The 24,521-nt window shown below is 72.5% G+C and carries 24 protein-coding genes; 12 read left to right on the top strand and 12 right to left on the bottom strand.

Annotation, left to right across the window (positions count from 1 at the left end; translation table 11 throughout):
* The first annotated feature begins 59 nt into the window (after nt 1-59).
* A complete protein-coding gene (locus QSK39_RS02175; protein ID WP_285475974.1) occupies nt 60-4,067 on the top strand; it encodes an alpha-(1->3)-arabinofuranosyltransferase in 4,008 nt (1,335 codons plus the stop codon).
* A gap of 150 nt (nt 4,068-4,217) precedes the next feature.
* Here the strand turns inward: QSK39_RS02175 and QSK39_RS02170 are convergent, their stop codons facing one another.
* Entirely contained in the window at nt 4,218-5,420 is a 1,203-nt protein-coding gene (locus QSK39_RS02170) for a lipopolysaccharide biosynthesis protein (protein ID WP_285475973.1), read from the bottom strand.
* Nucleotides 5,421-5,490: 70 nt separating this feature from the next.
* Between QSK39_RS02170 and QSK39_RS02165 the strand changes: the two genes are divergently transcribed.
* The 3 genes from QSK39_RS02165 to QSK39_RS02155 are packed head-to-tail and all read left to right on the top strand — an operon-like array spanning nt 5,491 to nt 8,428.
* Nucleotides 5,491-7,173, top strand: a complete 1,683-nt coding sequence (locus tag QSK39_RS02165) for an MmpA family trehalose lipid delivery protein (protein ID WP_285475972.1) — start codon at nt 5,491-5,493, stop codon at nt 7,171-7,173.
* Between the two features lie 3 nt (nt 7,174-7,176).
* Nucleotides 7,177-7,359: a hypothetical protein gene (locus tag QSK39_RS02160; protein WP_284746067.1), complete on the top strand. Its 183-nt coding sequence runs from the start codon at nt 7,177-7,179 to the stop codon at nt 7,357-7,359.
* Nucleotides 7,360-7,363: 4 nt separating this feature from the next.
* Nucleotides 7,364-8,428, top strand: a complete 1,065-nt coding sequence (locus QSK39_RS02155; RefSeq protein ID WP_285475971.1) for a hypothetical protein — start codon at nt 7,364-7,366, stop codon at nt 8,426-8,428.
* Here QSK39_RS02155 and QSK39_RS02150 read toward each other — a convergent pair.
* Entirely contained in the window at nt 8,395-9,549 is a 1,155-nt protein-coding gene (locus tag QSK39_RS02150; protein ID WP_285475970.1) for a glycosyltransferase family 4 protein, read from the bottom strand. The genes QSK39_RS02155 and QSK39_RS02150 overlap by 34 nt on opposite strands.
* Before the next feature lie 97 nt (nt 9,550-9,646).
* Between QSK39_RS02150 and QSK39_RS02145 the strand changes: the two genes are divergently transcribed.
* A complete protein-coding gene (locus QSK39_RS02145; RefSeq protein WP_285475969.1) occupies nt 9,647-10,381 on the top strand; it encodes a class I SAM-dependent methyltransferase in 735 nt (244 codons plus the stop codon).
* 1 nt (nt 10,382) lies between these two features.
* Here the strand turns inward: QSK39_RS02145 and pgfA are convergent, their stop codons facing one another.
* Nucleotides 10,383-11,450 (bottom strand): cell envelope lipid trafficking protein PgfA, encoded by a 1,068-nt coding sequence (gene pgfA, locus QSK39_RS02140; protein ID WP_285475968.1) that lies wholly within the window; start codon nt 11,448-11,450, stop codon nt 10,383-10,385.
* Between the two features lie 274 nt (nt 11,451-11,724).
* Between pgfA and QSK39_RS02135 the strand changes: the two genes are divergently transcribed.
* Nucleotides 11,725-12,216, top strand: a complete 492-nt coding sequence (locus QSK39_RS02135) for a hypothetical protein (RefSeq protein WP_285475967.1) — start codon at nt 11,725-11,727, stop codon at nt 12,214-12,216.
* Here the strand turns inward: QSK39_RS02135 and QSK39_RS02130 are convergent.
* Nucleotides 12,213-12,641: a MarR family winged helix-turn-helix transcriptional regulator gene (locus tag QSK39_RS02130; RefSeq protein ID WP_285475966.1), complete on the bottom strand. Its 429-nt coding sequence runs from the start codon at nt 12,639-12,641 to the stop codon at nt 12,213-12,215. The genes QSK39_RS02135 and QSK39_RS02130 overlap by 4 nt on opposite strands.
* A 62-nt stretch (nt 12,642-12,703) precedes the next feature.
* On the opposite strand from QSK39_RS02130, the gene QSK39_RS02125 reads away from it, so the two are divergent.
* A complete protein-coding gene (locus tag QSK39_RS02125) occupies nt 12,704-13,816 on the top strand; it encodes an FAD-dependent oxidoreductase (RefSeq protein WP_285475965.1) in 1,113 nt (370 codons plus the stop codon).
* A 140-nt stretch (nt 13,817-13,956) separates the two neighbouring features.
* Here the strand turns inward: QSK39_RS02125 and QSK39_RS02120 are convergent, their stop codons facing one another.
* The 6 genes from QSK39_RS02120 to QSK39_RS02095 all read right to left on the bottom strand — a co-directional run bounded on the left by QSK39_RS02120 (nt 13,957) and on the right by QSK39_RS02095 (nt 17,496).
* Nucleotides 13,957-14,163 carry a helix-turn-helix domain-containing protein gene (locus tag QSK39_RS02120; protein WP_284746075.1) on the bottom strand — a complete coding sequence of 69 codons (207 nt, stop codon included), beginning with the start codon at nt 14,161-14,163 and terminating at the stop codon, nt 13,957-13,959.
* Nucleotides 14,163-14,642 carry a DUF2975 domain-containing protein gene (locus QSK39_RS02115; protein WP_285475964.1) on the bottom strand — a complete coding sequence of 160 codons (480 nt, stop codon included), beginning with the start codon at nt 14,640-14,642 and terminating at the stop codon, nt 14,163-14,165. The genes QSK39_RS02120 and QSK39_RS02115 overlap by 1 nt, the downstream gene beginning before the upstream one ends.
* Before the next feature lie 39 nt (nt 14,643-14,681).
* Nucleotides 14,682-15,083, bottom strand: coding sequence for a hypothetical protein (locus QSK39_RS02110; RefSeq protein ID WP_285475963.1), 402 nt, complete (start codon nt 15,081-15,083; stop codon nt 14,682-14,684).
* Nucleotides 15,080-15,499 carry a hypothetical protein gene (locus QSK39_RS02105; protein WP_285475962.1) on the bottom strand — a complete coding sequence of 140 codons (420 nt, stop codon included), beginning with the start codon at nt 15,497-15,499 and terminating at the stop codon, nt 15,080-15,082. The genes QSK39_RS02110 and QSK39_RS02105 overlap by 4 nt, the downstream gene beginning before the upstream one ends.
* An 81-nt stretch (nt 15,500-15,580) precedes the next feature.
* Nucleotides 15,581-16,762, bottom strand: coding sequence for a PucR family transcriptional regulator (locus QSK39_RS02100; RefSeq protein ID WP_285475961.1), 1,182 nt, complete (start codon nt 16,760-16,762; stop codon nt 15,581-15,583).
* 104 nt (nt 16,763-16,866) lie between these two features.
* Nucleotides 16,867-17,496: a class I SAM-dependent methyltransferase gene (locus QSK39_RS02095; RefSeq protein ID WP_285475960.1), complete on the bottom strand. Its 630-nt coding sequence runs from the start codon at nt 17,494-17,496 to the stop codon at nt 16,867-16,869.
* A gap of 142 nt (nt 17,497-17,638) precedes the next feature.
* Here QSK39_RS02095 and QSK39_RS02090 point away from each other — a divergent pair, with 142 nt between their 5' ends.
* Nucleotides 17,639-19,615 (top strand): glycosyl hydrolase family 28-related protein, encoded by a 1,977-nt coding sequence (locus QSK39_RS02090; RefSeq protein WP_285475959.1) that lies wholly within the window; start codon nt 17,639-17,641, stop codon nt 19,613-19,615.
* A gap of 23 nt (nt 19,616-19,638) precedes the next feature.
* Nucleotides 19,639-20,106: a nitroreductase family deazaflavin-dependent oxidoreductase gene (locus QSK39_RS02085; RefSeq protein ID WP_285477906.1), complete on the top strand. Its 468-nt coding sequence runs from the start codon at nt 19,639-19,641 to the stop codon at nt 20,104-20,106.
* Here the strand turns inward: QSK39_RS02085 and QSK39_RS02080 are convergent.
* Nucleotides 20,096-20,629: a GNAT family N-acetyltransferase gene (locus QSK39_RS02080; RefSeq protein WP_285475958.1), complete on the bottom strand. Its 534-nt coding sequence runs from the start codon at nt 20,627-20,629 to the stop codon at nt 20,096-20,098. The two genes, QSK39_RS02085 and QSK39_RS02080, sit on opposite strands and share 11 nt — an antisense overlap.
* Before the next feature lie 85 nt (nt 20,630-20,714).
* On the opposite strand from QSK39_RS02080, the gene QSK39_RS02075 reads away from it, so the two are divergent.
* The gene (locus QSK39_RS02075) at nt 20,715-21,293 is read left to right on the top strand and encodes a YdeI/OmpD-associated family protein (protein WP_285475957.1); all 579 of its coding nucleotides are present in this window, start codon (nt 20,715-20,717) and stop codon (nt 21,291-21,293) included.
* Nucleotides 21,294-21,415: 122 nt separating this feature from the next.
* Entirely contained in the window at nt 21,416-22,771 is a 1,356-nt protein-coding gene (locus QSK39_RS02070; RefSeq protein WP_285477905.1) for a pyridoxal phosphate-dependent decarboxylase family protein, read from the top strand.
* On the opposite strand, the gene QSK39_RS02065 is transcribed toward QSK39_RS02070, so the two are convergent.
* Complete coding sequence (locus QSK39_RS02065) at nt 22,765-23,157, bottom strand: hypothetical protein (RefSeq protein WP_285475956.1); 393 nt, start codon at nt 23,155-23,157, stop codon at nt 22,765-22,767. The genes QSK39_RS02070 and QSK39_RS02065 overlap by 7 nt on opposite strands.
* 156 nt (nt 23,158-23,313) lie before the next feature.
* On the opposite strand from QSK39_RS02065, the gene QSK39_RS02060 reads away from it, so the two are divergent.
* Entirely contained in the window at nt 23,314-24,507 is a 1,194-nt protein-coding gene (locus QSK39_RS02060) for a glycoside hydrolase family 18 protein (protein ID WP_285475955.1), read from the top strand.
* Nucleotides 24,508-24,521 lie beyond the last annotated feature (14 nt).

Raw genomic sequence — 24,521 nt, 5'->3', positions numbered from 1 at the left:
GGGGGACCCGGGAAAATCGTCGGCACATCGTAGCCAGGTTTCGGCCTAGTATCTACCGGATGGTAACCGCCACCCGCGAACGGTCCCGGGACGACGCTCCGCCCTCGAGCGGCGCCCGGAAGTTCTCGGTGGGCGCGTTCTTCCGGCGGCCGAGCACGTGGATCGTGCTGGCGCTGACCACGTTGTCGTTCCTGCAGATGCCGGGGAAGACGACGTTCGACACGAAGCTCGACCTCGCCGTCGACCCGCTCGCCTTCCTCGGCCGCGCGCTGCACCTGTGGAACCCGCAAGCCACGGCGGGGGAGCTGCAGAACCAGGCGTACGGCTACCTCTTCCCGATGGGCCCGTTCTTCGCGCTCTGCCAGGCCGCCGGCGTCCCGGCGTGGGTCGCGCAGCGGCTGTGGGGCGCGCTCCTGCTCTCGGCCGCGTTCGGCGGTGCCCTGCTGCTCGCGCGGGCGATGAAGCTCGGCACCGAGCGCACGCGGCTGATCGGCGCGCTCGGGTACGCGCTCGCGCCGCGCATGCTGACCGAAATCGGCGGGCTGTCCGCGGAGATGCTGCCCGCGGTGCTGCTCCCGTGGGTCCTGGTCCCGCTGGTCCGGGCCGGGACGATCGGCTCGCCGCGGCGGGCCGCCGGGCTGTCCGCCGTCGCCGTCCTGTGCATGGGCGGGGTCAACGGCGCGATGGTCGTGATGGCGCTCGTCCTGCCGGGACTGTGGCTGCTGACGCGCAAGTGGACGCGCCACCACGTCGAACTGGTCCTGTGGTGGTTCGTCTTCGTCGTCGGCGCGACGCTGTGGTGGATCCTGCCGCTGCTGCTGCTCGGCGAATACAGCCTGCCGTTCCTGGACTACATCGAGTCCGCGACGAACACGACCGCGCCGATGTCGCTGTTCGAGGTGCTGCGCGGGACCAACCAGTGGGTCGCCTACGTCGTGCAGGGCACGCCGTGGTGGCCGGGCGGCTGGTCGCTGATCGACAACCCCGTGCTGATGCTGGCGACCGGGCTCGTCGCCGGCGTCGGCCTGCTCGGGCTCACCCGCCGCGGCCTGCCGGAGCGCCGGTTCCTGGTGCTGGGCGTCCTCACCGGGCTGACGCTGCTGACCATCGGCTACGTCGGCACGCTCGACAGCCCGCTGGCCGAGCAGGTCCGGCACCTGCTCGACGGGCCGCTCGCCCCGCTGCGCAACGTCCACAAGTTCGAGCCGGTGCTGCGGCTGCCGCTGATGCTGGCGTTCGTGCACGGCATCTCGAGCCCGGCCCGGCTGAAGTCCGCACGCCGGTTCGTGCGACCCGCGCTGGGCCTGCTGCTGGTGCTGGTGATGGCCGCGCCCGCGTGGCTGCTGAACCTGCGGTCCGGGCCGGGCTGGGACGAGGTGCCCGGCTACTGGTACGACGCGATGGGCTACGTCGCCAAGGCCGACCCGAACGCGCGGACGCTGCTGCTGCCCGCCACCGGGTTCGGCGAGTACGACTGGGGCCGCACGGTCGACGAGCCCGCGCAGGCGATCGCGAAGAGCCCGTGGGCGGTCCGCAACCAGGTGCCGCTGGGATCGGAAGGCAACACGCGGCTGATGGACTCGGTCGACGCGGCGCTCGCCGACGGCCGCGGCGACCCGGGGCTCGCCGCGCTGCTCGCGCGGTCCGGGTACCGGTTCCTGCTGCTGCGCAACGACATCGACCGGGACCGGAACACCGCACCGCCGATCGCGACGCTGCGGTCCGGGCTGGCCGGCTCGCCCGGCATCGGCAAGGCGGCGGTGTTCGGTCCCCTCGAGATCTACGAAGTCCGGCAGCCGGTGCCGCTGGCCACGGCGACGTCCACAACGGACGTCCCGACGGTGAGCGGCGGCCCGGAGAACCTGCTCCCGCTGATCGACTCCGGCCAGCTCGACCCGGCGACGCCGACCGTGCTGACCGGCGACGGCGGCTCGCCCGGCGGACCGCGGCTGGTGACCGACGGCCTGCGCCGCGCCGAGCGGAACGTCGGCGGCGTGCGCGACAACCTCAGCCAGACCCTGACCGCCGGGGAGGCGTTCCGCCAGCAGCGGGCGGCCGGTGACGTCCTGCCGTTCCCAGGCGAGGAACACCAGACCGTCGCCGCCTACCGGGGGATCCGCGCGGTGACGGCGTCGACGGCCGCGTCCTTCGCCGACGCGTTCGGCGGGTCCGATCCCGGCCACCAGCCGTTCGCCGCGATCGACGGCGACCCGCGCACGTCGTGGCACTCGTCGTCGTTCACCGGGCCGGTCGGGCAGTGGCTCGAGGTGGAGCTGGACACCCCGCGGCTGGTGAACGCCGTGGACCTGCAGATGGTCGACGACCTGCGGGTGGGCTGGCCGCCGACCCGGATCCGGATCACCACCGACAACGGCTCGATCGACCAGCAGGTGATCCGCGGCGCCGGGTCGCACACCTACTCCGTCATCGCCGGGGTCACCCGCAAGGTGCGGATCACGCTGCTGTCGCTGGTGGTCGGGCGGCAGGACGGGAACGTCGGCATCGCGGAGCTGAAGATCCCGGACACCGAGCCGCAGCGCGCGCTGGAGGTCCCGGCCGACCTGCCCGCCGGGCCGGCGCCCGGGTTCGCGTTCACGCGCGGGGCCCAGCCGCGGTACGCGTGCCTGCCCGCCGACGGCGCGGTGCGGTGCGACGCGTCCGCCGCGCGGGACGGCGAAGAGCCGGACGGCATCCGGCGGCTGTTCAGCACGCCCGCCGAGCAGACGTTCCTCGTCGGCGGCTCGGTGCTGCCCGCCGGCGGCGGGAAGAACCCGGTGCAGCTGCCGGGGGTCACGGTGTCGTCGACGTCGCAGCTGGCCGGCGACCCGGCGGCGGGCGGCTTCGCGGCGGTCGACGGCGACGCGGGGACGACGTGGCGTCCCGACGTCACCGACCTGCGCCCGGCGTTGACCCTCGGCTGGACCGGGCCGAAGCGGATTTCGGGGCTGCACATCGGGGTCGCGCCCTCGAGCGGGGCGCAGATCCCGCGGCAGGTCGAGCTGGTGGGCAAGTCCGGGACGCGCACGGTGCAGCTCGACGCGGGCGGGTCGGCGTCGTTCGAGCCCCTGGACACCGACCAGTTGCAGGTCGTGCTGCCCGGGGACGACGACGACCCCGCGGCCCGCTCCACGGTGGGGATCGGCAGCCTCGAGCTGTCCGGCACCGACGGGCTCCTGCCCGGGCCGGACCCGGCGTTCACGGTGCCGTGCGGCTCGGGGCCGAACGTCCACCTCGACGGGCTCGACTACCGCACGTCGGTGCAGGGCACGCTGGCCGACATCACCGCTCACCGGCCGCTGGAGCTGCGGATGTGCCGCGATTCGGAGGGCGGAATCTCGCTGCCGTCCGGCGGGCACGAGCTGCGGACGGACCGGTCGGACTCGTTCGTCGTCCAGGACCTGTGGCTGCGTCCTTCGGTGGCGGCGGCACCGCCGGTGCACCGCGCGGTGCAGGTGGAGAAGTGGGACGCGGCGTCGCGCTCGGTGAAGGTCGCGCCGGGGGCGGAGGCGGTGCTTGCGGTCCCGGAGAACGCGAACGCCGGCTGGGTGGCCACTTTGGACGGTCGCGAGCTGGCCCGCACCCGCGTCGACGGCTGGCAGCAGGCGTGGATCGTCCCGGCGGGCGCGGGTGGCGTGGTTTCGCTGGCGTTCACCCCGGACTCGGCGTACCGGACGGCGTTGCTGATCGGCGCGCTGGCGGTGGTGCTGATGCTGGTGGGCGTCTTCTGGCCGGCCCGGCGGCGGCCGTTCGCGGTGCCGCGGGGTGGCGCGCTGGTGCCGGTGGCGCTGATCGTGCTGCTGGTGGCGCTGGGCGGGATGCTGCCGGTGGTGCTGCTGATCGCGTGCCTGCTGGCCCGGCAGTTCTGGGACCGGGCACCCCGGTACCTGGCGTTCGGCGGGATGGCCGTGGCGGCGGTGGTATCGGTGACGGGCCGCATCCTGGGCCACGGCCAGGAGTGGGCGTACGGCCCGGTGACCCAGGCAGCGCTGCTCCTGGCGGCGGCTGCGATGGTGGCCACGTGCGTGGACTGGTTCACCCGCAAGGAGAACCCGACGGAACCAGCGTAGGTACGTGGAGGGTCGGCTCACGTACCTGAGGAGTCGGCTCGCGTACTTGGGGAGTCGGCTCGCGTACCTGGAGGGTCGGCTCACGAACCGACTGTCTGGGTACGCGAGCCGACTGTCTGGGTACGTGAGCCGACTGTCTGGGTATGTGAGTCAGGTGGTGCGGCGGGAGCGTAATTCCAGGATCGCGCCGGCCACGGCCAAGCCGCCCGCGCAGCAGGCCGCCACCGTCACCACCTGGGTTGCCGACGCGTGCAGCCACGCCGTGATCAGCAACGCCTCCACGGCCACCGCCGCCCACATCAGCACCGCCACCCGGCGGTCGCCGTCGGCCAGGCGGGCGTACAGCAGGATCTGGACCAGCGCCAGCATCGACCCGGCCAGCGCGAACGGCCAAACCGGCATCGAACTCCCCGCGTACCGCGCGCCGCCGATCAGCGACAGCAACGACGGCCCCAGCACCAACGAAGCCAGCAGCACGAAAGCGTCGAGGGACGCGCACACCGCCAACGCCACCGGCAGCACCCGGCGCCGTCCCGAAGACGCGGCGAACCGGGGGAGCACCAGCACCCCCACCGCCTGCGGCAGCCAGTACGCGATCTTCGTGACGATCGCTCCCAGCGCGTACTCGCCCGCCTCCGAAGACGGCAGCGTGTGCCGCGCCAGCACCAGGTCGAGGTTCACCAGCAGCACCAGCGCCAGCATCGCTTGCGCCGTGTGGAGTACTTCGACGCCGTGGCGGTCGGCCCAGCGCGGCCGCGGGCGCCCGCAGACCTGCCAGCCCGCCACGACCACCGCCAGCGACCCCACCGCCGTCCCCACCAGGGCGCCCGTCGTGGTGCCCGCGACCAGCAGGCCCACCAGCGACCCGCCGACCTTGCCCAGTCCTTCCAAGGCGATCAGCCCGGCCAGCACGGCGAACCGGTGCGCGCCCTGCAGCACGCCGTGGAACACGCCCAGCAGCGTCAACGGCCCGAGCGCGGCCGTCACCAGCAGCGCCGGCGTCAGCGACCCCAGGTGCAGCAGGAGCACCAGCAACGGGCTGAGCGTCAACGCCGCCGTCGCGACGATCCCGCTCGTCAGCAGCCCCAGTGCGAACAGCGGACCCCGGTCGAGCGACGGCGAGCGCGCCACCCGCAGCGCCACCACCGTCTGCAGTCCCATCGCCGGGACGACGCCGATCACCAGCACCGCCAGCAGCGAGCTCAGCTCCCCGAACGCCCCGGGCGCGAGGATCCGCGCGGCCGCGAGGCTCAGCACGTAACTGCCCGCGTTGTTGCCCGCGAGCGCGAGCGAGACGAGGATCGCCGCGACCCGGTTGCCGGTCCGGGCCGGCACTTCGGTGGCTACGCTCAACGGCGGGCTCCCATTACCGGCGAGTAATTTCCAGGGACCCTAACCGCGCGGGCAACGGAAAGGAAGGGCAGTGGACGCACCGGGCAGACGGCTCGCGCTCCCCGTCGTGTCCGCTCTGCTGGCGTTCGCCGTCTGCGCGCCGCTGCTGGGCCGCGGGTTCGTCCTGTCCTACGACATGGTGTTCGCGCCCCGGCAGTACTTCGTGCCGGACGCCTTCGGGATCGGGGCCACGCTGCCGCGGTCGGTCCCGGCCGACGCCGCCGTCGCGCTGGCGACCACCGTGCTGCCCGGCGACATCGTCCAGAAGATCGTCCTGCTGCTGGCCCTCTTCGGCGCCGCCTGGGGGGCCGGCCGGCTGGTCCCGACCGAGCGCCTGGGCACCCGGCTCGTCGCAGCGACCGCGTACGCCTGGACGCCGTACGTCGCGGAGCGGCTGTTCATCGGCCACTGGCCGCTGCTGCTGGCCTACGCCTGCCTGCCCTGGATCGTCAAAGCGGGGCTCGCCGCGCGCGAGCACGAGCCGAACGCCCTGCCGAAGCTGGTGCTCGCGTGCGCCCCGGCGGTCCTGACCCCGCCCGGTGGCGTGCTGGCCGCCGTCGTCATGGCCGTCGCCGCCGGCTCGCGCCGGCTCTGGCAGACGCTCGCCATCGCCATCGTGCTCAACCTGCCGTGGCTGGTCCCGACCTTCCTCAACGCCGAAGGCACCTACTCCGACCCGGCCGGCGTCACGGCGTTCAGCGCCCGCCCCGAAAGCTGGGGACCCGCGCTGCTCAGCGTGCTCGGCCTGGGGGGCATCTGGAACGCCGAAACGGTCCCCGGCAGCCGGTCCCTGCCCCTCATCCCGGTGCTGACGCTCATCGTCGTCGCCATCGCGGTCGCCGGGCTCGCCCCGCTCGCGCGGAGGTGGGGAAAGGCGCCCGCCCGCTCGCTGTTCGGCCTCGGCGCCGCGGGCGTGCTGCTGGCGTCCCTGGCGACGCTGCCGGGCGGCGACGCGCTGCTGACCGCCGCCACCCGGCACCTGCCCGGCGCGGGACTCCTGCGGGACGCCCAGAAATGGGTCGCCTGGTGGGCGTTGCCGCTGGCGCTGGGCTTCGCGCTGGCCATCGAGGTCGCCGCGACCAAGCTGAAAACCGAGCGCGGGCGCATCGCGCTCGTCTCGGCGGCGGCCGTCTTCCCCCTGCTCACCATGCCGGACCTGGCCTGGGGAGGCTGGGGACGGCTCGCCACCGCGCAGTACCCGGCCGACTGGCGGGCAGTGTCCGAAGTGCTCGGTGACCGCCCCGGCGACGTGCTGACCTTGCCGCTCTCGGCGTTCCGCGGGTTCGCGTGGAACGACGACCGGACGCAGCTCGACCCGGCGCCGCGCGTGCTCCCGAGACCCGTGCTGATGGACGACACGCTCCAAGTGGGACAGGACCGCATCGCCGGGGAGGACCCGCGCATCGGGGACGTCCGCGCCGCGACGTCCGCTCAGGAGCTCACCGCCGCCGGCATCGGCTGGATCCTCGTCGAGCACGGGACGCCCGGCTCCGTCGATTCCCGGTTGCTCGCCGGCGCGACGCCGGTGTGGTCGGGTGAGTGGCTGACGCTCTACCGGACCCCGGGTGTGCCCGCGGTGAAAGCGATCTCGTGGGCGCCCGCCTTGGTGGCGAACGGAGTAGTGCTCGCGTCGCTGTGCGTCGCACTGTTGTGCCTCATGTTACCGATGCGTACATTGGGCCGCGGCAGGAGTTCCCCGCCGCAGAAGGAGTGACACGTGGGCACGATCATCGGCGTGGTCGCCGCCGTCATCATCGGCGGCGGTCTGGCGACCGGAGCGGGTTTCGCCCTCACCCAGGGCGCCGACCCGGACAGCTCCGCCCAGGTGCAGGAAAAGCTCAACGCGCAGGTGAAGTACAACCCGGCCGACCACCCGAACAAGCTCTACGGGAACCGCTGACGCGGTGACCCGGCTCGCCTCCGACCACGCGCACCGCGTCGTCGGGCTCTACGGCGACCCCACCGTTTCCTGGAGCATCCTCCTCGAAGCGGACCTCGGCACGGCCGCACCCGACCCGGACAAGCTCCGGGCCCGGCTGGCGGCGGCCGTCCAGCAGTACCCGCATCTCGGTGCCGTGCCCGAAATCGAGCGGACCACCGACCTGCCGGCCACCCGCGACCGCTTCGCTTCGGCGCCCTACGAACGGACCGCGCCGCTCCTGCGCGTCGCCGTCCGCGCCGAGGAGCCGACGCTGCTCGTCGCGGCGCACCACGGTGCCCTCGACGGTCTCGGCCTGCTTTCGCTGCTCGGCGTCCTGCTCGACGTCCCGGTTTCCTCGGCGGCGCGGGGGATCGGTGACCGCGCCGGCGGCAAACCCTTTGCCCTCTCGGCCGTCCAGCGGCTCGCTGAGGCGCTTTTCGCGCCCCCGGGCCGGATCTCACCTGACCGGCGTGAAGAGGCCGCAGGAGACGTCTTCGCCGCCCGGCACGAGCCACGGCTGCGCCTGGGGGCCGCGGGGTTCGTCGCGGCCGCCGCCCGCGCCACCGCGAGCTGGAACCGCGCGCACGGCGCCCGCACCGCCCGCGTGGTGGCCGCGCTGGGCGCGTCGTGGCGCTCCGGGGCCGCGCCGGAACCGGTGCACGACAGCGCGTTCTTCCGGCTGCGGCTCGGACCCGGCGCGGACGTCGCCGCGGTGCTCGCGAACCAGCCGCCGGAACCGGACTTCCCCGCCCGCAGCAGCCGGCTCGCCCGGCTGGGCACGCGGCTGCTCGCGAGCCGGCTCGGCTCGACGTTCCTGGTGTCCAACCTCGGCGTGGTGTCCACCGGGGACACCGTGCGCTCGCTGGCGTTCTACCCGGCCGCGAGCGGCCGGTCAGGCGTGGCGTTCGGGGCGGCGACCACGGGGGACGTCACGACGGTGACCGTGCGGGCCCGCCGCAAGGACTTCGACGCGGCCGCGGCGAACCGGCTGCTCGACGAGTTCCGCGACGCCGTTCACGACGCCAGCGCCGAGCCGCGCGGCAGCTGACCCAGAACCCGCGGCCTTGGCGCGGGGAGCCCGGAAACGTCCCGCACCAGCGTTTCGAACTGCCCGATGCTCGCGTCCCAGCTGAACCGCCCGGCCCGCTCGGCCCCGGCCAGGCCCATTTCCGCCCGGCGCAGGCCGTCGGCGAGCAAGCCGTCCACGTGGGCCGTGAAGTCCTCGAAGTCCTCGGCCAAGAGCCCGGTGCGGCCCTCCACGATGGACTCGGCCACGCCGCCCGCGGCGCGGTAGGCGACCGACGGCACGCCGTGCGCCGCGGCCTCCATGATGACGATGCCCCAGCCCTCCTTGACCGACGGGCACAGGTGCAGCCACGACCGCGCGAGGATCTCGTGCTTGGCCTGCTCGTCGACCCAGCCGTGCAGGACCACGCGGTCCGCCACCCCGCGCGAAGCCGCGTGCTCGCGCAGCACTTCGTCCCACGGTCCCTGGCCGACGACCTCGAGCCGCAGCTCCGGCCAGCGCCGCGCGAGCCGCGCGACGACGTCGATGGCGTGCTCGATCCGCTTGTGCGGCACGAGCCTGCTCACCGCGACCAGGGTCGGGGAAGCGTCCCGTTCGGACGCGCACGGCGGCGGCGCGTCCAGGCCGTTCGGCACGACCGTCACCCGCGAACGTTCGATCCCGAGGCCCGCCAGCTCCGCCTTGGTGACCTCGGAAACCGTGGCGTACCGGCACTTCCGGAACAGCCACGGCGCCAGCCGCGACTCGATCCACCAGCCGACCCGCCCCAGCGTCTCGCCGAGCGCGCTGATCCACTGTTCCTTGTGGACGTGGTGCACGAGCACCAGCACGGGACAGCCGGCGACCAGCCGGGCGAAGAACGGCATCCCGTTCTGCACGTCGACCACCAGGTCGGCGCGGGCCCGGCGAATGGCACGCACCGCGTGCGCGTACACGCCGAACTTGTTGCCCCGCCGCCGGTAGCGGACGCCGTCCCGCCATTCCCCCGCGGTCGCGCCCGCGTAGGCGGCGCACTGGATTTCGACCCGGTACCCGGCTCTCGCGAGCCCTTCGGCCATCCGCTCGACGTACCGCTCCGACCCGCCGCCTTCGGGGTGGCCGGTGTCGCGCCAGTTGACGAGGAGCACTCGAGGTCGTTCCATCGGGTTATCCAAACTGTAGCGACGATGCTAGGTTACCGGTGCGTACACAGTAGAGGAACGTATTCGGGAAAGCGACGGTTCAATGGTAGGTAATCCGGTGCTCGACCGACCTCATCAGGCCACCCTCGGGCGTTCCGTCACGCTGTTCCGCACGTTCCTCACCGAGCAGACCGACCCGGACGGCTTCTATTCCGCGCTGGCCGGCGACTCGGTCCGGCAATTGGCGGCGCACGCTCCGCTGTCCGGGCGAACGGTGCTCGACGTCGGAGGCGGCCCCGGCTACTTCTCCGACGCCTTCCGCGCGGCCGGCGCGGTCTACCTCGGCCTCGACCCGGACGTCGGCGAGCTGTCCGCGCGCGGCGAGCCCGGGGAGAACATGATCCGCGCCAGCGGCACGGAACTGCCCGTGCGCAGCGGTTCCGTCGACGTCTGCTACTCGTCGAACGTGCTGGAGCACGTCGCCGAGCCGTGGGTGATGCTCGACGAGATGTGCCGGGTGACCAAGCCCGGCGGCACGATCTTCGCGTCCTTCACGCCGTGGTACTCGCCGTGGGGCGGCCACGAGACCGCGCCGTGGCACTTCCTCGGCGGGTACTACGCCCGGCAGCGGTATTCCCGGAAACTGGGGAAGCAGCCGAAGAACAAATTCGGGGAAAGCCTGTTCCCGGTTTCCGTCGGCGCCGCGCTCCGCTGGGCGAAGGCGACGCCGCTCGCCGATTTCGTGGCCGGGTATCCGCGGTACCACCCGAGCTGGGCGATGTGGATCGTGCGGATTCCCGGCCTGCGTGAAATCGCGTCCTGGAATCTGGTCCTGGTTCTCCGGAAGCGCTGAGTCAGCTGCCCGCGTAGGCGACCTGGCGCCGCCGGTGCGACGTCGGGGGCTCCGGCGGGCGGCGGCGGGCCAGCACGACGATCGCGGCGATGATGAGCACGCCGCCGCCGATGCCGAGCCAGAGCGGGCCGGTGCTCGAGAGGAACTCCAGCTTGCCCCTGTTCGCGTTCACCTGGTCGACCATCTGCGCGATGGTCCGGCCGTTGTAGGCGAGCGTCCCGTCGAACACGACCGTCGCGCTGCCGCCGGTGCCGACGCGCAGTTCCTGGTGCTGCTGTTGCTGCTGCTTGACCTGGATCCCGGTGACCGGCTCCACCCACATCGTGTTGACGCCGCGGTAGTAGAGGTCGGCGTCCACGCTGGACTGGTCGGAGCCGACCAGCGAGCCGGGCACCTTCTTCGAGTCGAGCTTCGTGTCCGGGATGTCCTGGACGAACTTGTAGGTCTCGATCCCGTTCACCGTCTCGGTGCCGGCGTAGCGGGCGGTGACCGCCGCGCCGGTGTTGTCGTCGTAGACCTTGTAGTCCTGCTGCTCGGTGCCGAAGGGGAACTTGAAGTTCAGGCCGGGCTGCGCCTTCTCGACGTTCGTCTCGGGCGGCTTCTGGCCGTCCTTGTCGGCCTTGTCCTTCAGTTCGGTGACGTAGCTGCTCCTGGCATCGCACTTCGGGTCGGTCGAGCCGTTCGGCTCGTAGCCCTCGCCGGTGCGCCGGTCGAAGCAGACCTGCCGCTTGCTCGCGCTGAGCACCGTGTTGTCGGCGTCGTCGGTGACCTGCACCGCCAGCAGCCAGACCGCGTAGTCGGTGTCCTGCTGCATCTCGGGTGCGGCGAAGTTCGCCTGGACGTGCGCCACCGCGGTCAGCTTGGCGTTCTCGCGGATGTTCGACACCGGGCCGGAGCCGTCGTCGGTCACGGCGAGGACCTTGCTCGCGGTGCCTTCGAGCACCGACGTCGAGTCCTGGTCGAGCGGCACCTTGGCGAGCTTGGGGTAGACGTAGGTGGGGAGGAGCACCGCCCCGGCGACCGCGAAAACGCCCAGTGCCAGCAAGATCAGGCCGAAAGCACGTCGCAACGGTCCTCCTGGGTCGGTCTTCGTCGACACGCAAATTACCCGGCGGTAATCAGGTGCTGCGGATAGTGGCCCGCGCCACGCCGCACGTCAAAGTGTGACCGGCGGTCACAGTCACCCGGTGCCACCGGAAGGCCGCATGTACGCCGCCGTTCGGACCAAGTGACCAAACATGTTTGTTCCCGGGCACAACGGGCACGGGCCCACCATCGGACGATCCACCCTCCGCCGCGCCGGACCGCAAAGGAGCGCATCCCTTTTGCCCCAGGACCCTTCGATGGTCGCCATCGCGGCCACCGCGCGCTGGCGGGCCCGGATCGTGGCGGTGGCCGCGAGCGCGGGAATCACCCTGACCGACCCGCTGGCCGGCGTGCCCGGCATCCGGGTGCTCGCCTGCACCCTTGGCGACCTCGGCGTGATCGTGCCGAGGCTCGGCGGCGAGCCCTCCCGGGCGGCGATCGGCGCGCATTCGGACTCGATCGCCGACCGCGAGCTGCGCGACGCCGTCGCCGACGTCGCGGCGCTGCTTTCCCTGCACGGCAACGTCGTGCTCGACCTCGACGCGGGCGGCCGCCGCCGGGTGGTGACCCGGCCGGACGTGGTCGTCTCGGCCGGTGTGGACCGTCCCCAGTGGACGGAGCCGGCGGTGACGCTCCCGGTGGGCCACGGCCGGCGCGGGGGTCCGCTCACGGTGGCGCTCACCGCCGGTCCCGGCTTCGAGAGCACGCTGCTGGAGCTGGCCCGGCTGGTGGAGGCCGACGCGGCTTAGCCCTGCGCGACGAACCGGTTCAGCAGCTCGTGCAGCCGGCGCTGCTCGTCGTCGTCGAACAGCTTCAGCAAGCCGGTCATCGCCTCGGCGAACAGCTCGTTCGCCTCGGCGAGCCGGCGCTCGCCCTCCTCGGTGATCACGATTTCGTACGCCCGCCGGTCTTGCGGGGATCGCTGCCGCCGCAGCAGGTTCCGGTGCTCCAGGTCGTCGACGATCCGGACCAGGGTGGACTTGTCGACGCCGAGGGCCGCGCCGAGCTCGCGCTGGCTGCGGATCCCGCCGGCCCGGATCGCCGAGAGCACGCCGGCGTGCTGCAGCTCGATGCCCGTCGGCCGCGCCGCGTCGTTGGCGTGCGCGCGGGCCAGCCGGTGGGCGCGGTTGAGCAGCATCCCGATGGCGGTCGGATCGACCGGTTGAGCCTCCATGGCGGAAAATGCTAGCATCCTGAGATGGTCTCAGATGAGACCATCTCACCACGGGGGTAACCATGCGAGTTCTCATCAGCGGGGCCGGGCTGGCCGGCCCGTGCCTGGCCCACGGCCTGCGCCGGCACGGCATCGACGTCCTGCTCTTCGAGCGGGACGCCACCGTCGACGCCCGCGCCCAGGGCTACCGGATCCACATCGGCGGCGACGGCGACGCGGCCCTGCGCGAATGGCTGCCGTCCGAGGCGTACGAGCAGGCCGCGGCGACGTCGTGCCGGACCGGGCGCGGGGTCACCGTGGCCGGCCCCGACCTGGGGACCTTCACCGAGATCCCGGTGCCGCCGGAGGCCGCCGGGATCACCGTCGACCGGCTGACGCTGCGCCGGATCATGCTGCGCGACCTCGCCGGCTGCACGCGCTTCGGCGCCGAGTTCGCCGGCTACACCCTGCTGCCCGGCGACCGGGTGCGCGTCCGGTTCGCCGACGGCACCACCGAAGACGGCGACCTGCTGGTCGCCGCCGACGGCGTCGGCTCCGGCATCCGGCGGCAGCTGCTGCCGGACTTCCCGGTGACCACCGACGACGCGCGGCTGATCTACGGCCGCACCCCGCTGACCCGCGAAGCCCGCGACCTGACCCCGGACGCGGCGCTCGAAGGCTTCCTCGGGGTGGCCGGCCCGGACGGCCGCGGGATCGTCCTCGCCGCGCAGCGCTTCCGGCGCGACCCGGCCGAGTTCGGCTTCCCGCCGGGCGAGGACTACGTGATGTGGGCGGCGGCCGCGTCGTCGAGCGTGTTCGGCCCGGGCTTCTTCCGGCTGGGCGCGGGCGAGCTGATCGACCTGGCGGCGAAGACGCTCGCGGACTGGCACCCGGCACTGGGTGCGCTGATCCGGCTGAGCGACCCGGCGTACGTGGTGCCGTCGAGCGTGTACACGTCCGAGCGGCCCGAGCCGTGGGCCCCGGGCCCGGTGACCCTGGCAGGCGACGCGGCGCACCCGATGCCACCGGCGGGCATCAGCGCGGGCGTGGCCCTGCACGACGCGGGCCTGCTCGCGGGACGGCTGGTGTCGGGCGCACCGCTGCTCGACGCGGTCGGGGAGTACGAGAAGGAGATGCTCGACCACGGTTTCGCCGCGGCGGCCCTCGCCGCCCGCCGCCACCGGGGCGACCACTAGGGACGCGGCGGGCTGGTCCCGGCTGCGCTCGAGGCGGGGAGCTTGCGGCCACGGGGCGAGCGCTGGGGCGCGGCCGGTTCGCTCCGGTCGCGCCGGCGGTGGCGAGCTTGCGGCCCCGCTCGCCGCCGCTGGGGCGAGCACTACTCGTCGACCCACTCCAGCAGGTCTCCGGGCTGGCAGCCGAGCACCCGGCACATCGCCTCCAGCGTGCTGAACCGGACCGCCTTCGCGCGCCCGTTCTTCAGCACCGCGATGTTGGCCGGGGTCAGCCCGACCTTCTCGGCGAACTCGCCGACACTCAGCTTGCGCTTGGCCAGCTCGACGTCGATGCGCACGACGATCGCCATCAGATGACCGCTTCCAGGTCGCTCCGGAGGGTGGTGGCCTGGCGCAGCAGCGCGCGCATGACCACCATCAGCAGGCCGAGCACGGTGATCCCGACCGTCACCAGGAACAGCAGCATCGGCATCCCCGGGTCGTCCGCGTTGAAGCCGACGAAGATCAGCATGCCGACGAACACCAGCCACGCGGCGCCGATCGCCCACACGATCGCGTCGACCCACTTCAGGGACGCCGCGGTGAAGATCCGGTCCTTCTTGACCAGTGTCAGCAGCTGCCAGGTCGCGACGAGCACCACCTGCACGCACAGCACGAGGAACACCGCGATCGCGGTCAGCGGCCAGCGCAGGTTCGCGTCGTGCGGGTTCTGCGAGGTCTGGTAGGCGATCCCGCCCGGCAGCGACAGCGTCTGGAACACGAGGAGCACGCCGAACAGCACCACGAGGAACACCCGGAGCGCGGCGACCGCGCGTCTTTCGGTCAACATGCGACGACTATCGCTGGATATCTATCGAAAGTCAATAAGTCAGGGATGGAGTGCGCAGACCCGCCAGCCGTCCCGGTACTGCCGCACCTCGCCGTGCTGGACGGCGGTCCGGCGGCCGCCGGCGGTCTGCGCGGAGCCGGTCATCGTCGCGCCGAACACGTGGTCCCCGGCCGGATCGACGACGACCGACTCGACCTCGACCGGGTGCGCCCGCATCGAATCGGTGACCGCCCGGCGCTGCTCCGGGCTCTGCGCGAGCAGGCTTTCCGTCGAGGAGTACAGGCCGCCGCACGACTTCCCGAGCAGCCCCGGCAGATCACCCGCGTTGCGCAGCGCCACGTACTCGCGCACGGCCGTCTCGGCGGCGGTGGGTCCCGGCGCCGTCGGCGCGCCGCACGCGCAGGCCAGTGCCGGCAGCGCCAGGACCCAGAGCCTGCTCACGACCAGTCGACGATCGCGCCGAGCACGTTGATCGACTGGAACTTGATCGACTTCATGGCCAGCGAGTTGCCCCAGGGCAGCAGGCCGCTGTCGCCGCGGGTGCCGGCGCCGAACTCGGTCCACTGCTCCGCACCCGGGTTGCTGCCTTCCGCGGTGGTGTAGTGCTTGGCGGAGGCGTGGATCGGGCTGGCGTCGGAGCGCGAGGTGTAGGTGTAGCGGATCTTCAGGCCGGGGGAACCGGCCAGCCCGCAGCTCGAGTTCGACACCGCGCCCCACGCGCCGCCGGGCGGTGCGTAGCCGGTGCCGCCGCAGCCCGCGGCCGTCGGCGGCACGAAAGCCGGGGCGGCCTCGGCGGTTCCGGCCGTGGACACCGCGACGAGCGCGCCGACGACGGCCCCGGTCAGCATCTTCTTCATGACCCCTCCTCGGTCGGTGCTGGTCCACTGAGGAATGGACCGCGCCGGCCGCGGGTCAACCGAGCTTCGCCGGTGTGGGGGTCACTCACTCGGTCCGGGGTCGAGGCGCACCGATTCGAGGGCGACGTACAGCTCGCCGATGTCGACGGGGTCGGTGAGGTCGCGCTTGGTCAGGTCCTGCACGCGGCGCAGGCGGTAGCGGACCGTGTTGGGGTGCACGAACAGGCGGTCCGCGGCCTCCTTCGCCGAGCCGTGGCCGGCGAACCACGCGAGCAGCGTGTCGAGCATGACCTTGCGTTCCGCGCCCGGCAGGGTGAGCACGCCGGCCAGCGCGGACCGCACGACGTCGCGGGCCATCCCCGGCGCGGCGGCGACCAGCGTCGTCACCGGCGAGTCGCCGAACACCACCACGCCGGCGGTGCCCGAGGGCAGCGAGCGGCGGGCGATCCGGGCCCGGTGCAGCGCGTCCGGGACGTCCGGGAACCCGCTGAACGGCTTGCTCATCCCGGCCGCCACCGGCAGCGAGCCCAGCACTTCGCGCAGCCGCCGGACGTCTTCGATGCGGTCGATCGCGACCAGGCCCGCCTCGCCGCCGGGCCGCCAGGCCGAGCGCCAGCGGCGGGCGCGCAGCAGCGCCTCGACGGTGTCCTGCCCGTCGGGCTCGACGCGTTCGGTGACCACGACGACGAACATGCCCGCGGTCGGCAGGCCCAGCTCCCGGGCGGCGGCCTCCATGTCGGCCTGGCTCGGGAGCCGGCCGCGGAGCAGGTCGTCCAGCCGGCGCGCGTCGGCGTGCGACGGCTCGGCGGCGACCTGCTCGTACGCCGTGGTCAGGGCGTCGGAGTAGAGGTCGATCGCCTTCCAGACGTAGGAGTTGATCTCGATCGTCCGGGTGGGGTTGAGGAACTCCGGCCCGGCGAGCTCGAGGAGGCATTCGTAGACGAAGGTGCCGCCGATGCGGAAGGCGCGCAGCACCGCGGGCAGCGGGATGCCTTGGCGCGCTTGGACGAGCCCGGTCTTGCGGGCGGCGTCGAGGGCGAGGCCGCGGCCGTCGACCAGCGCGGTCAGCGCGCGCTCGAGGTTGGCCCGGCAGACCTGCCGCAGCTCACCGGGCGCGACGTGCTCCACCTGGCGGTAGAACTCGTCTTCTTCGCTCAGCAGGCGGGCGAGGCGGTCGGCGAATTCGGGCAGTCTGGCCAGCATCTCGCGCACCAGCTCCCGGTGTTCGCGAGGCACTGGCCTGGCGAGAGCTTCGATGCCCATTCCTCACTTTAGCTCGGCTCCGCGGCCCGGGATACGCACGAACTTGAGTAAAATTCATGTCCACCGGGTGATCAGCCTGGTGAGGGGTTGACGCGACGATCGACTCACGAAGGCTTGCGCGCGGTGAGGTAGACGTGGGGTTCGGGCCCGGCGTCGGGGTGGTCGGGCACGAAAAGTGCCTGCTCCTCGCGGACGATCTCCAGGCCGGCCGCGCGCAGCTTCTCCGCGAGAACCTCCGCCGTGAAGCTGCTCGCGCGCACCGGGTGTCCCATGAAGACGATGTCGACGCCGTCCACGTCGGCGGGCACCGTGGCGAAGACGAGCACGCCGCCCGGCTTCAGCCACTCCGCGAACCGGCCGAGCATCGTCTCCTGGTCGGCCCGGGGAAGCTGGAGCGTCGAGAAGAACGCTGTGATCGCGTCCCAGGTGGCGGCCTCGAAGGACAGTTCGCGCAGGTCGCCGACCTCGAAGCGCGCCGCGGGCACCTGGGCGCGCGCGATCTCGACCATCTTCGGCGCGATGTCGTACCCGGTCACCGCGTGGCCGGCCGCGGTGAGCAGGTCGGCGGTCGGGCGTCCGGTTCCCGAGCCGAGGTCCAGCACGGCGGCGCCGGCGGGGAGGTCCCCGGCCAGCGCGGTGATCGCGGCCCGCTGCTCGGCCAGGTTCCGGAAGGCGTGTTCGTAGTCCTTGCCGAGCGCGTCGAACACTTCGGCGGCGGTTTCGGGACGCGTCATGAGCCCACCTTGCCAGACGTCCGGTTGCGCAACTTCCGTACTGATGTGTGCAAGTACAGAGTAAATTCCAGCAAAAGCTTGTGTGAGAGGCGAGTTGCGACCTACTCTTCCGCGGCACTCCACTCGAGAATCGAGGTTCGTGATGGCGCGCCGCACCCTCGCCACCGTGTTCGCCGCGGTCGCCGCCCTGCTCCCGGTGGCCACCCCCGCGTCGGCCGCCGACCGGCCGGTCGTCACGCGGGCCGCGCTCGACCCGGCGCTCGTCGCCGGGCGCGGCGCGAGCGTCGGCTTCCTCGAGCAGGAGGCGGAGAACGCCCGCACCGACGGCGTCGTGCTCGGCCCGGACCGCTCGGCCTACACGCTCCCGTCGGAGGCGTCCGGCCGCCGGGCGGTGAAGGTGACGCCGGGGCAGTACGTCGAGTTCACGCTGCCGGCGGCGGCGAACGCGATCACCGTCCGCTACAGCATCCCGGACGCACCCGGCGGCGGCGGGATCACCGCGCCGCTGGACGTCACCGTGAACGGCGCGCACCGCCAGCGGATGACGCTGACCTCGCAGTACTCCTGGCTGTACAACCAGTACCCGTTCACCAACGACCCCGGCGCGGACCTGCTGCACCCGGACTGGTGGATCACGGAGTGCTCCTGCGTGCCCGCGGCGACCACGCCCGCGCCGGTGATCACGAAGCCGTTCCGCCCCAGCCACTTCTACGACGAGCAGCGGCTCCTGCTCGGCCGGTCCTACCGGGCGGGGGACAAGGTCCGGCTCACCGTCCCGGCCGGGAGTGCCGCCGCGTGGACGGCCATCGACCTGCTCGACTCCGAGCTCGTCGCACCGCCGCGGTTCGTTCCGTTCGCGGCTGACGCGCTGCTCTTCGGCGCCGATCCGACGGGCCGCCGTGACTCGGCCGACGCCCTCGACCGCGCCATCGCCTTCGCGCGGCGCGCTCACCTCAAGGTGTACCTGCCGCCCGGGACGTACCAGGTCAATCGGCACATCGTCGTCGACGACGTCACGATCGAAGGCGCCGGCAGCTGGTACACGATCGTCAAGGGCCACGAGGTGGCGCTCGGCACCCCGGCTCCCGACGGGTCGGTGCACACCGGCGTCGGCTTCTACGGCAAGGACGCCTCGGCCGGGGGCAGCCACAACGTCCGGCTCTCCGGCTTCGCGATCGAGGGCGACGTCCGGGAGCGCATCGACACCGACCAGGTCAACGCGATCGGCGGCGCGCTCAGCGACTCCACTGTGGACTCCCTGTACCTGCACCACACGAAGGTCGGCCTGTGGTTCGACGGGCCGATGCGCACCACGCGCGTCACGAACAACGTCATCGCCGACCAGATCGCCGACGGTCTCAACTTCCACACGGGAGTGACGGATTCGGTGGTGGCGAACAACTTCGTGCGCAACACCGGCGACGACGGCCTGGCGATGTGGGCGGAGAAGGCCCAGGACGCGCGGAACACGTTCGACCACAACACGGTCCAGACGCCGGTGCTGGCCAACGGGATCGCGCTGTACGGCGGCGTCGACAACACGGTCTCGGGCAACCTCGTCGCCGACCCGATCCGCGAGGGCAGTGCGATCCAGGTGGGCTCGCGGTTCGGCGCGGAAGCGTTCGGCGGGAAGCTGCGGATCGTCGACAACACGACCGTGCGGGCGGGGACGTTCGAGCTGAACTGGAAGATCGGCCTCGGCGCGATCTGGTTCTACGCGCTGGAGAAGGACATCGCCGCTGACATTTCGGTGACCGGCGACCACTTCCTCGACAACACCTACAACGCGATCATGCTGGTCAGCGACTTCCCGGTGAAGGACGAGTACTCGATCACCGGGCTGAAGTTCGCGGACCTGCGGGTCGACGGCGCCGGGACGTCGGTGCTGAGCGCGCGGTCGGCGGGGTCGGCGTCGTTCCGCAACGTCGACGCCCGCAACGTCGGCGCGGTCGGCGTCAACAACTGCGGCTCGTTCAACTTCCCGCCCACCGGGTCGGAGTTCGCGCTGACGGACCTCGGCGGCAACGACGGCTGGCTCGCGCCCTGGCTGCTGCCGAACACGATCACCTGCGACGACCGGCCGCCGGTCGTGCCGCCCCCGGCGCCGTCGGGGTGGTGACCTAGGGTTCGACCGTGGCCGGTTTGCGCGGGGTGTTCGCGGGGTTCGGGAAGAGCAGGGCGTTCGCGGTGCTGGGGCGGGCGCTGGTGCCCGCCGACCGGGTGCTGCTGCGGGTCAGCGGCGGCCGGGTCGGCGTCGGCGCCGCGGTCGGGCTGCGGACGCTGCTGCTCACGACGATCGGGCGCCGCAGCGGCGAGCCGCGGCAGGTGCCGCTGCTCTACGTCGAGCGCGGCGGCGCGTACGTCGTGATCGGCTCGAACTGGGGCGGCGAAGCGCACCCGGCGTGGTCGGCGAACCTGCTGGACCGGCCGGCGGCGACGGTCGCGATCGGCGGCCGGACCGTCGAGGTCACCGGGCGGCTCCTGGCCGGTGCCGAGCGCCAGGAGATGTGGGACGCGGTCGCGTCCTACTGGCCGGCCTACGACCGCTACGCAGTGCGCGCCGGTGATCGCGAGATCCGCGTCTTCCTGCTGGAGCCGGTCAGTCGATGAGGTCGGTGTGCCGGATCCGGTACACCTGCAGCCGCAGGTTGTAGTACTTGTCGGTCTCGCCGACCCACTGCATGCCGAGGCGTTTGGCGACGGCGATCGCGCGGGTGTTGTTCGGCCGGGCGACGGCGAACAGCTCGTCGGTGTCCTGGGTGAACGCCCATTCGATGAGCGCCCGCGACGCCTCCGACGCGTACCCCTGGCCCCAGACGCCGGGGCTGAGCTGCCAGCTGAGCTCGAGGTCCTCTTCGAACGGCGGGAGCAGCCGGATGCCGAGGCCGCCGATCACGGCGCCGTCCTCCTTGCGCTCCACGGCCCAGCGCCCGCGCGGCGGCCAGAGGTTGGGCTGCGCCTCCTGCCACGCGTTCAGGACGGCACGCATGGCGCCGACGTCGCCGACGCGGTCCATGGCGGGGGTCAGCCAGTGCGTGACGTCTTCCGCGCCGTAGATCTCGAACGCGGCTTCGGCGTCGTCCACCGTCCAGTCCCGGATCACGAGCCGGTCGGTGCTGAGCGCAGTCTCCATACCAGGACGCTACGCCGGGCGGCGCCCGATTGTTCCCGCGTGAAAGTGCTCAGAAGATGAACACTTAACCCGCGACGATGTGGGCATGGAGACTCTGGAAGGCATCGCGGTGCTGAAGGTCACGTCGGTGGAGCAGTGGCGGGAGTGGCTGGCGGCGGCGTCGGTGCCGTCGGTGTGGCTGGTGATCCGGCGGGCGGGGAGCACGGAGCCGGGCGTGCTGGTCCACGAGGCGATGGAGCAGGCGCTGTGCTTCGGCTGGATCGACAGCAAGGCGCTGCGGCGCGACGCTTCGAGCACGTACTTGTGTTTCACGCCGAGGAACCCGAAGAGCACGTGGAGCAAGATCAACCGCGAGCGCGTGGCCCGGCTGACGGCGGCGGGCCTGATGACGCCGTCCGGTCAGGCGACGGTCGACCTGGCGCGGCGGACGGGGACGTGGGACGCGCTGGCCGAGGCCCAGGACGGAGTGGTGCCGCCGGACCTGCGGGACGCGTTCGACGCCCTCGGCGCCGCGCACTTCGCGGCATTCCCGCCGTCGTCGAAGCGGCTGATCCTGGAGTGGATCGCGAAGGCCAAGCGGCCGGAGACGCGGCAGCGGAGGATCGCGACGACGGTGGAGCTGGCCCGGGAGAACCGCCGCGCGGCCCACCCGAAGGCGGCGTAGCGGGACTCGGCGCGGCGTCGCGTTCGGTGGGCGGGAGCCGACGTCCGGCACGACCCGACCTCGGCGTCCGAAACCGGCCGACCACCCGGCCCCGCCCGGCCTACAGTCACCCCGTGGACGAACTGCGTGACCTCCTGGCCCGCGCGGCCGAGCTGGCTGCCGACCACCGGGCCTCCCTTGCCGACCGGCCCGTCGCCCGGGCCGTCGACCACGCCGCCCTGCGCGGTGCTTTCGGCGGCGCCCTCGCGAAAGATCCCACTCCGCCCGCCGCCGTCCTCGAAGAACTCGCGCGCGCCGCCGAACCCGGGCTGGTCGCCACCGCCGGGCCGCGGTTCTTCGGCTTCGTCGTCGGCGGTGCTCTCCCCGCCGCCACCGCCGCCGACGTCCTCGCCACCGGCTGGGACCAGAACGGCTTCAACGCCGTCCTCTCCCCGGCCGCGGCCGCCGCCGAAGCGGTCGCCGGGGACTGGCTGAAGGACCTCCTCGGCATCCCCGCCACCGCCTCCGCCGGCTTCGTCACCGGCGGGCAGGCCGCGAACACCGTCGGGCTGGCCGCCGCGCGGCACCACGTCCTCGCCGAAGCCGGCTGGGACGTCGAGCGCGACGGGCTCGCCGGCGCCCCGCGCGTCCGCGTCGTCGCGAGCGAAGAACGGCACGCCACCGTCGACCGCGCCCTGCGGCTGCTCGGGTTCGGCACCCGGGCCGTCGAGCCGGTCAAGGCCGGGCCGCAAGGCGCCGTCGACGTCGACGACCTCGCGCGGAAGGTCCAGGACGGCCCCACGATCGTCTGCCTGCAGGCCGGCAACGTGAACACCGGCGCCTGCGACGACATCCGGGCCGCCCGCGCCGTCGCGAAGAACACCTGGATCCACGTCGACGGCGCCTTCGGCCTCTGGGCCGCCGCCAACCCGAAGACCGCGAGCCTCCTCGACGGCGTCGAGCTGGCCGACTCCTGGGCCTGCGACGGGCACAAGTGGCTCAACGTCCCCTACGACTCGGGGTTCGTCTTCTGCGCGCGCCCCGAGGTCCACGCCGAGGCGATCGCCTACCGCGCCGCCTACCTGACCGGCGCCGGCCAGGTGTCCGGCATGGGTGACCTCACGCTGGAGTCGTCACGCCGCGCCCGCGGCTTCGCGGTCTGGGCGGCGCTGCGCGAACTGGGCCGCGACGGCGTCGCCGAGCTCGTCGACCGCTGCTGCCGGCTGGCCCGCCGGTTCGCCGGGACCCTCGCCGAAGGCGGTGCCGAGATCGGCAACGACGTCGTCCTCAACCAGGTCCTGGTGTCCTTCGGCGACGACGCCCGCACCGACGCGGTCATCGAACGGGTTCAGCTGGACGGCACCTGCTGGCTCGGCGGAACCACGTGGCGCGGCCGCCGATATCTGCGGATTTCGGTGTCCGGCTGGACGACGACGGAGGCCGATGTGGACCGTTCGGCCGCAGCGATCCTCCGCCTGGCCGCGCACCGTCCTCAGTAGCCTTCGCGCACCGAGAGGGTGTCCGTCCGCCAGGCGATCCGCTTCTCCTTGCCGGTGGGCCAGCTCGACGAGAGCCGCCGGCGGACGCTGCCGAGCGCGCCCAGGCGCACGAGGTCCACCCGGGATCCCTGCGCCGCCAACGAGGTCACCTCGGCGGCGGTGAGCGGGACGAAGTCGAAGTACTGCGCGTCCTCGCCGCCGGTCCAGTCGACGAACTCGGTGAAGATGGCGGCGAACGCCTGGCCGCATTCCGGGCACACGCGCAGCGAGATGCCGAAATGCGACTGTTCGACCAGGCGGTGGGTCTCGCGCAGGCGGGTGGTGCAGAACGCCAGCGCGGTCAGGGCGTCTTCGCCGGAGCAGCGCGCGCAGCCGAACTCGGTCATCGCCTGATCCTCCCACGCCGTGAATCCGCGCCCGGCTCCGGGGGTACCGAGAAACCCTTTGACCACAACGTTTCGGTCTGGTCCGCAGTGGTCTGGACCTGTTAGCCTCAGCGCGTCCGACCGGCCGGCCCGTCGAAGGGGAATGCCTTGCTTCGCATGAGAAAACGCATCGCCGTGGCAGCGCTGGCGCTGGCCGGTGCCTCCGTCGTCGCGCCGCCCGCCGCCGAGGCCGGGCAGTCCCAGGGCAAGGTGATGGCCTACTTCGCCGACTGGGACGTCTACGCCCGCAACTACCACGTCAAGGACATCGAGACGTCCGGTTCGGCCGCGAAGCTGACCCACATCAACTACGCGTTCGGCAACGTCACGGGCGGCGGCTGCGCGGTCGGCGACCCGTGGGCCGACCACGACATGCCCTACGACGCCACCATGAGCGTCAACGGCCAGGCCGACACCGGCACGCTGCACGGCAGCTTCAACCAGATCCTCGAGCTCAAGAAGCTGCACCCGAAGCTCAAGGTGCTGTGGTCCTTCGGCGGCTGGACCTGGTCGGCCGGCTTCACCGAGGCGGCGAAGAACCCCGCCGCGTTCGCCGAGTCCTGCTACAACCTCGTCAACGACCCGCGCTGGGCGGGGGTCTTCGACGGCATCGACATCGACTGGGAGTACCCGAACGCCTGCGGCAACACCTGCGACGCGAGCGGGCCGAAGGCGTTCACGGCGCTGGTGAAGGCGCTGCGCGCGAAGTTCGGGCACCAGCTCGTCACCGCCGCGATCACCGCGGACGGCTCGAAGAACGGCAAGATCGACGCCACCGACTACGCCGGGGCGAGCCGCTACCTCGACTGGTACAACGTGATGACCTACGACTACTTCGTCGCGGGCGGCAGCCCGACCGGGCCGACCGCGCCGCACTCGCCGCTGCGGTCCTACCCGGGCATCCCGACCGCCGGGTTCTACGCGGACGCCGCCATCCAGAAGCTGCGCCACCAGGGCGTGCCGTCGGCGAAGATGTTGCTGGGCCTCGGGTTCTACGGCCGCGGCTGGGACGGCGTGACGCAGAAGCAGCCGGGCGGCACCGCCACCGGTCCCGCGACGGGCACCACGACCGGCGAGGACGGCGTCGAGAACTACAAGGTCCTCAAGACGACCTGCCCGGCCAACGGCAAGATCGCCGGTACGGCGTACGCGAAGTGCGGCTCGCAGTGGTGGAGCTACGACACGCCCGAGACGGCGTCGGCCAAGGCCGGGTACGCGAAGTCGCAGGGGCTGGGCGGCGTGTTCGCCTGGGAGCTGTCCGGCGACACCACCAACGCGGAACTGCTGCGGGCCATCTCCGGCCGCTGCTGACCCCTCGAGCTGGA

This window comes from Amycolatopsis sp. NBRC 101858 (assembly GCF_030269325.1).
GTDB classification, from domain to species: domain Bacteria; phylum Actinomycetota; class Actinomycetes; order Mycobacteriales; family Pseudonocardiaceae; genus Amycolatopsis; species Amycolatopsis ponsaeliensis.
Note: the sequence above shows the minus strand (reverse complement) of the source record. Positions and strands in the feature narration are given on the sequence as shown.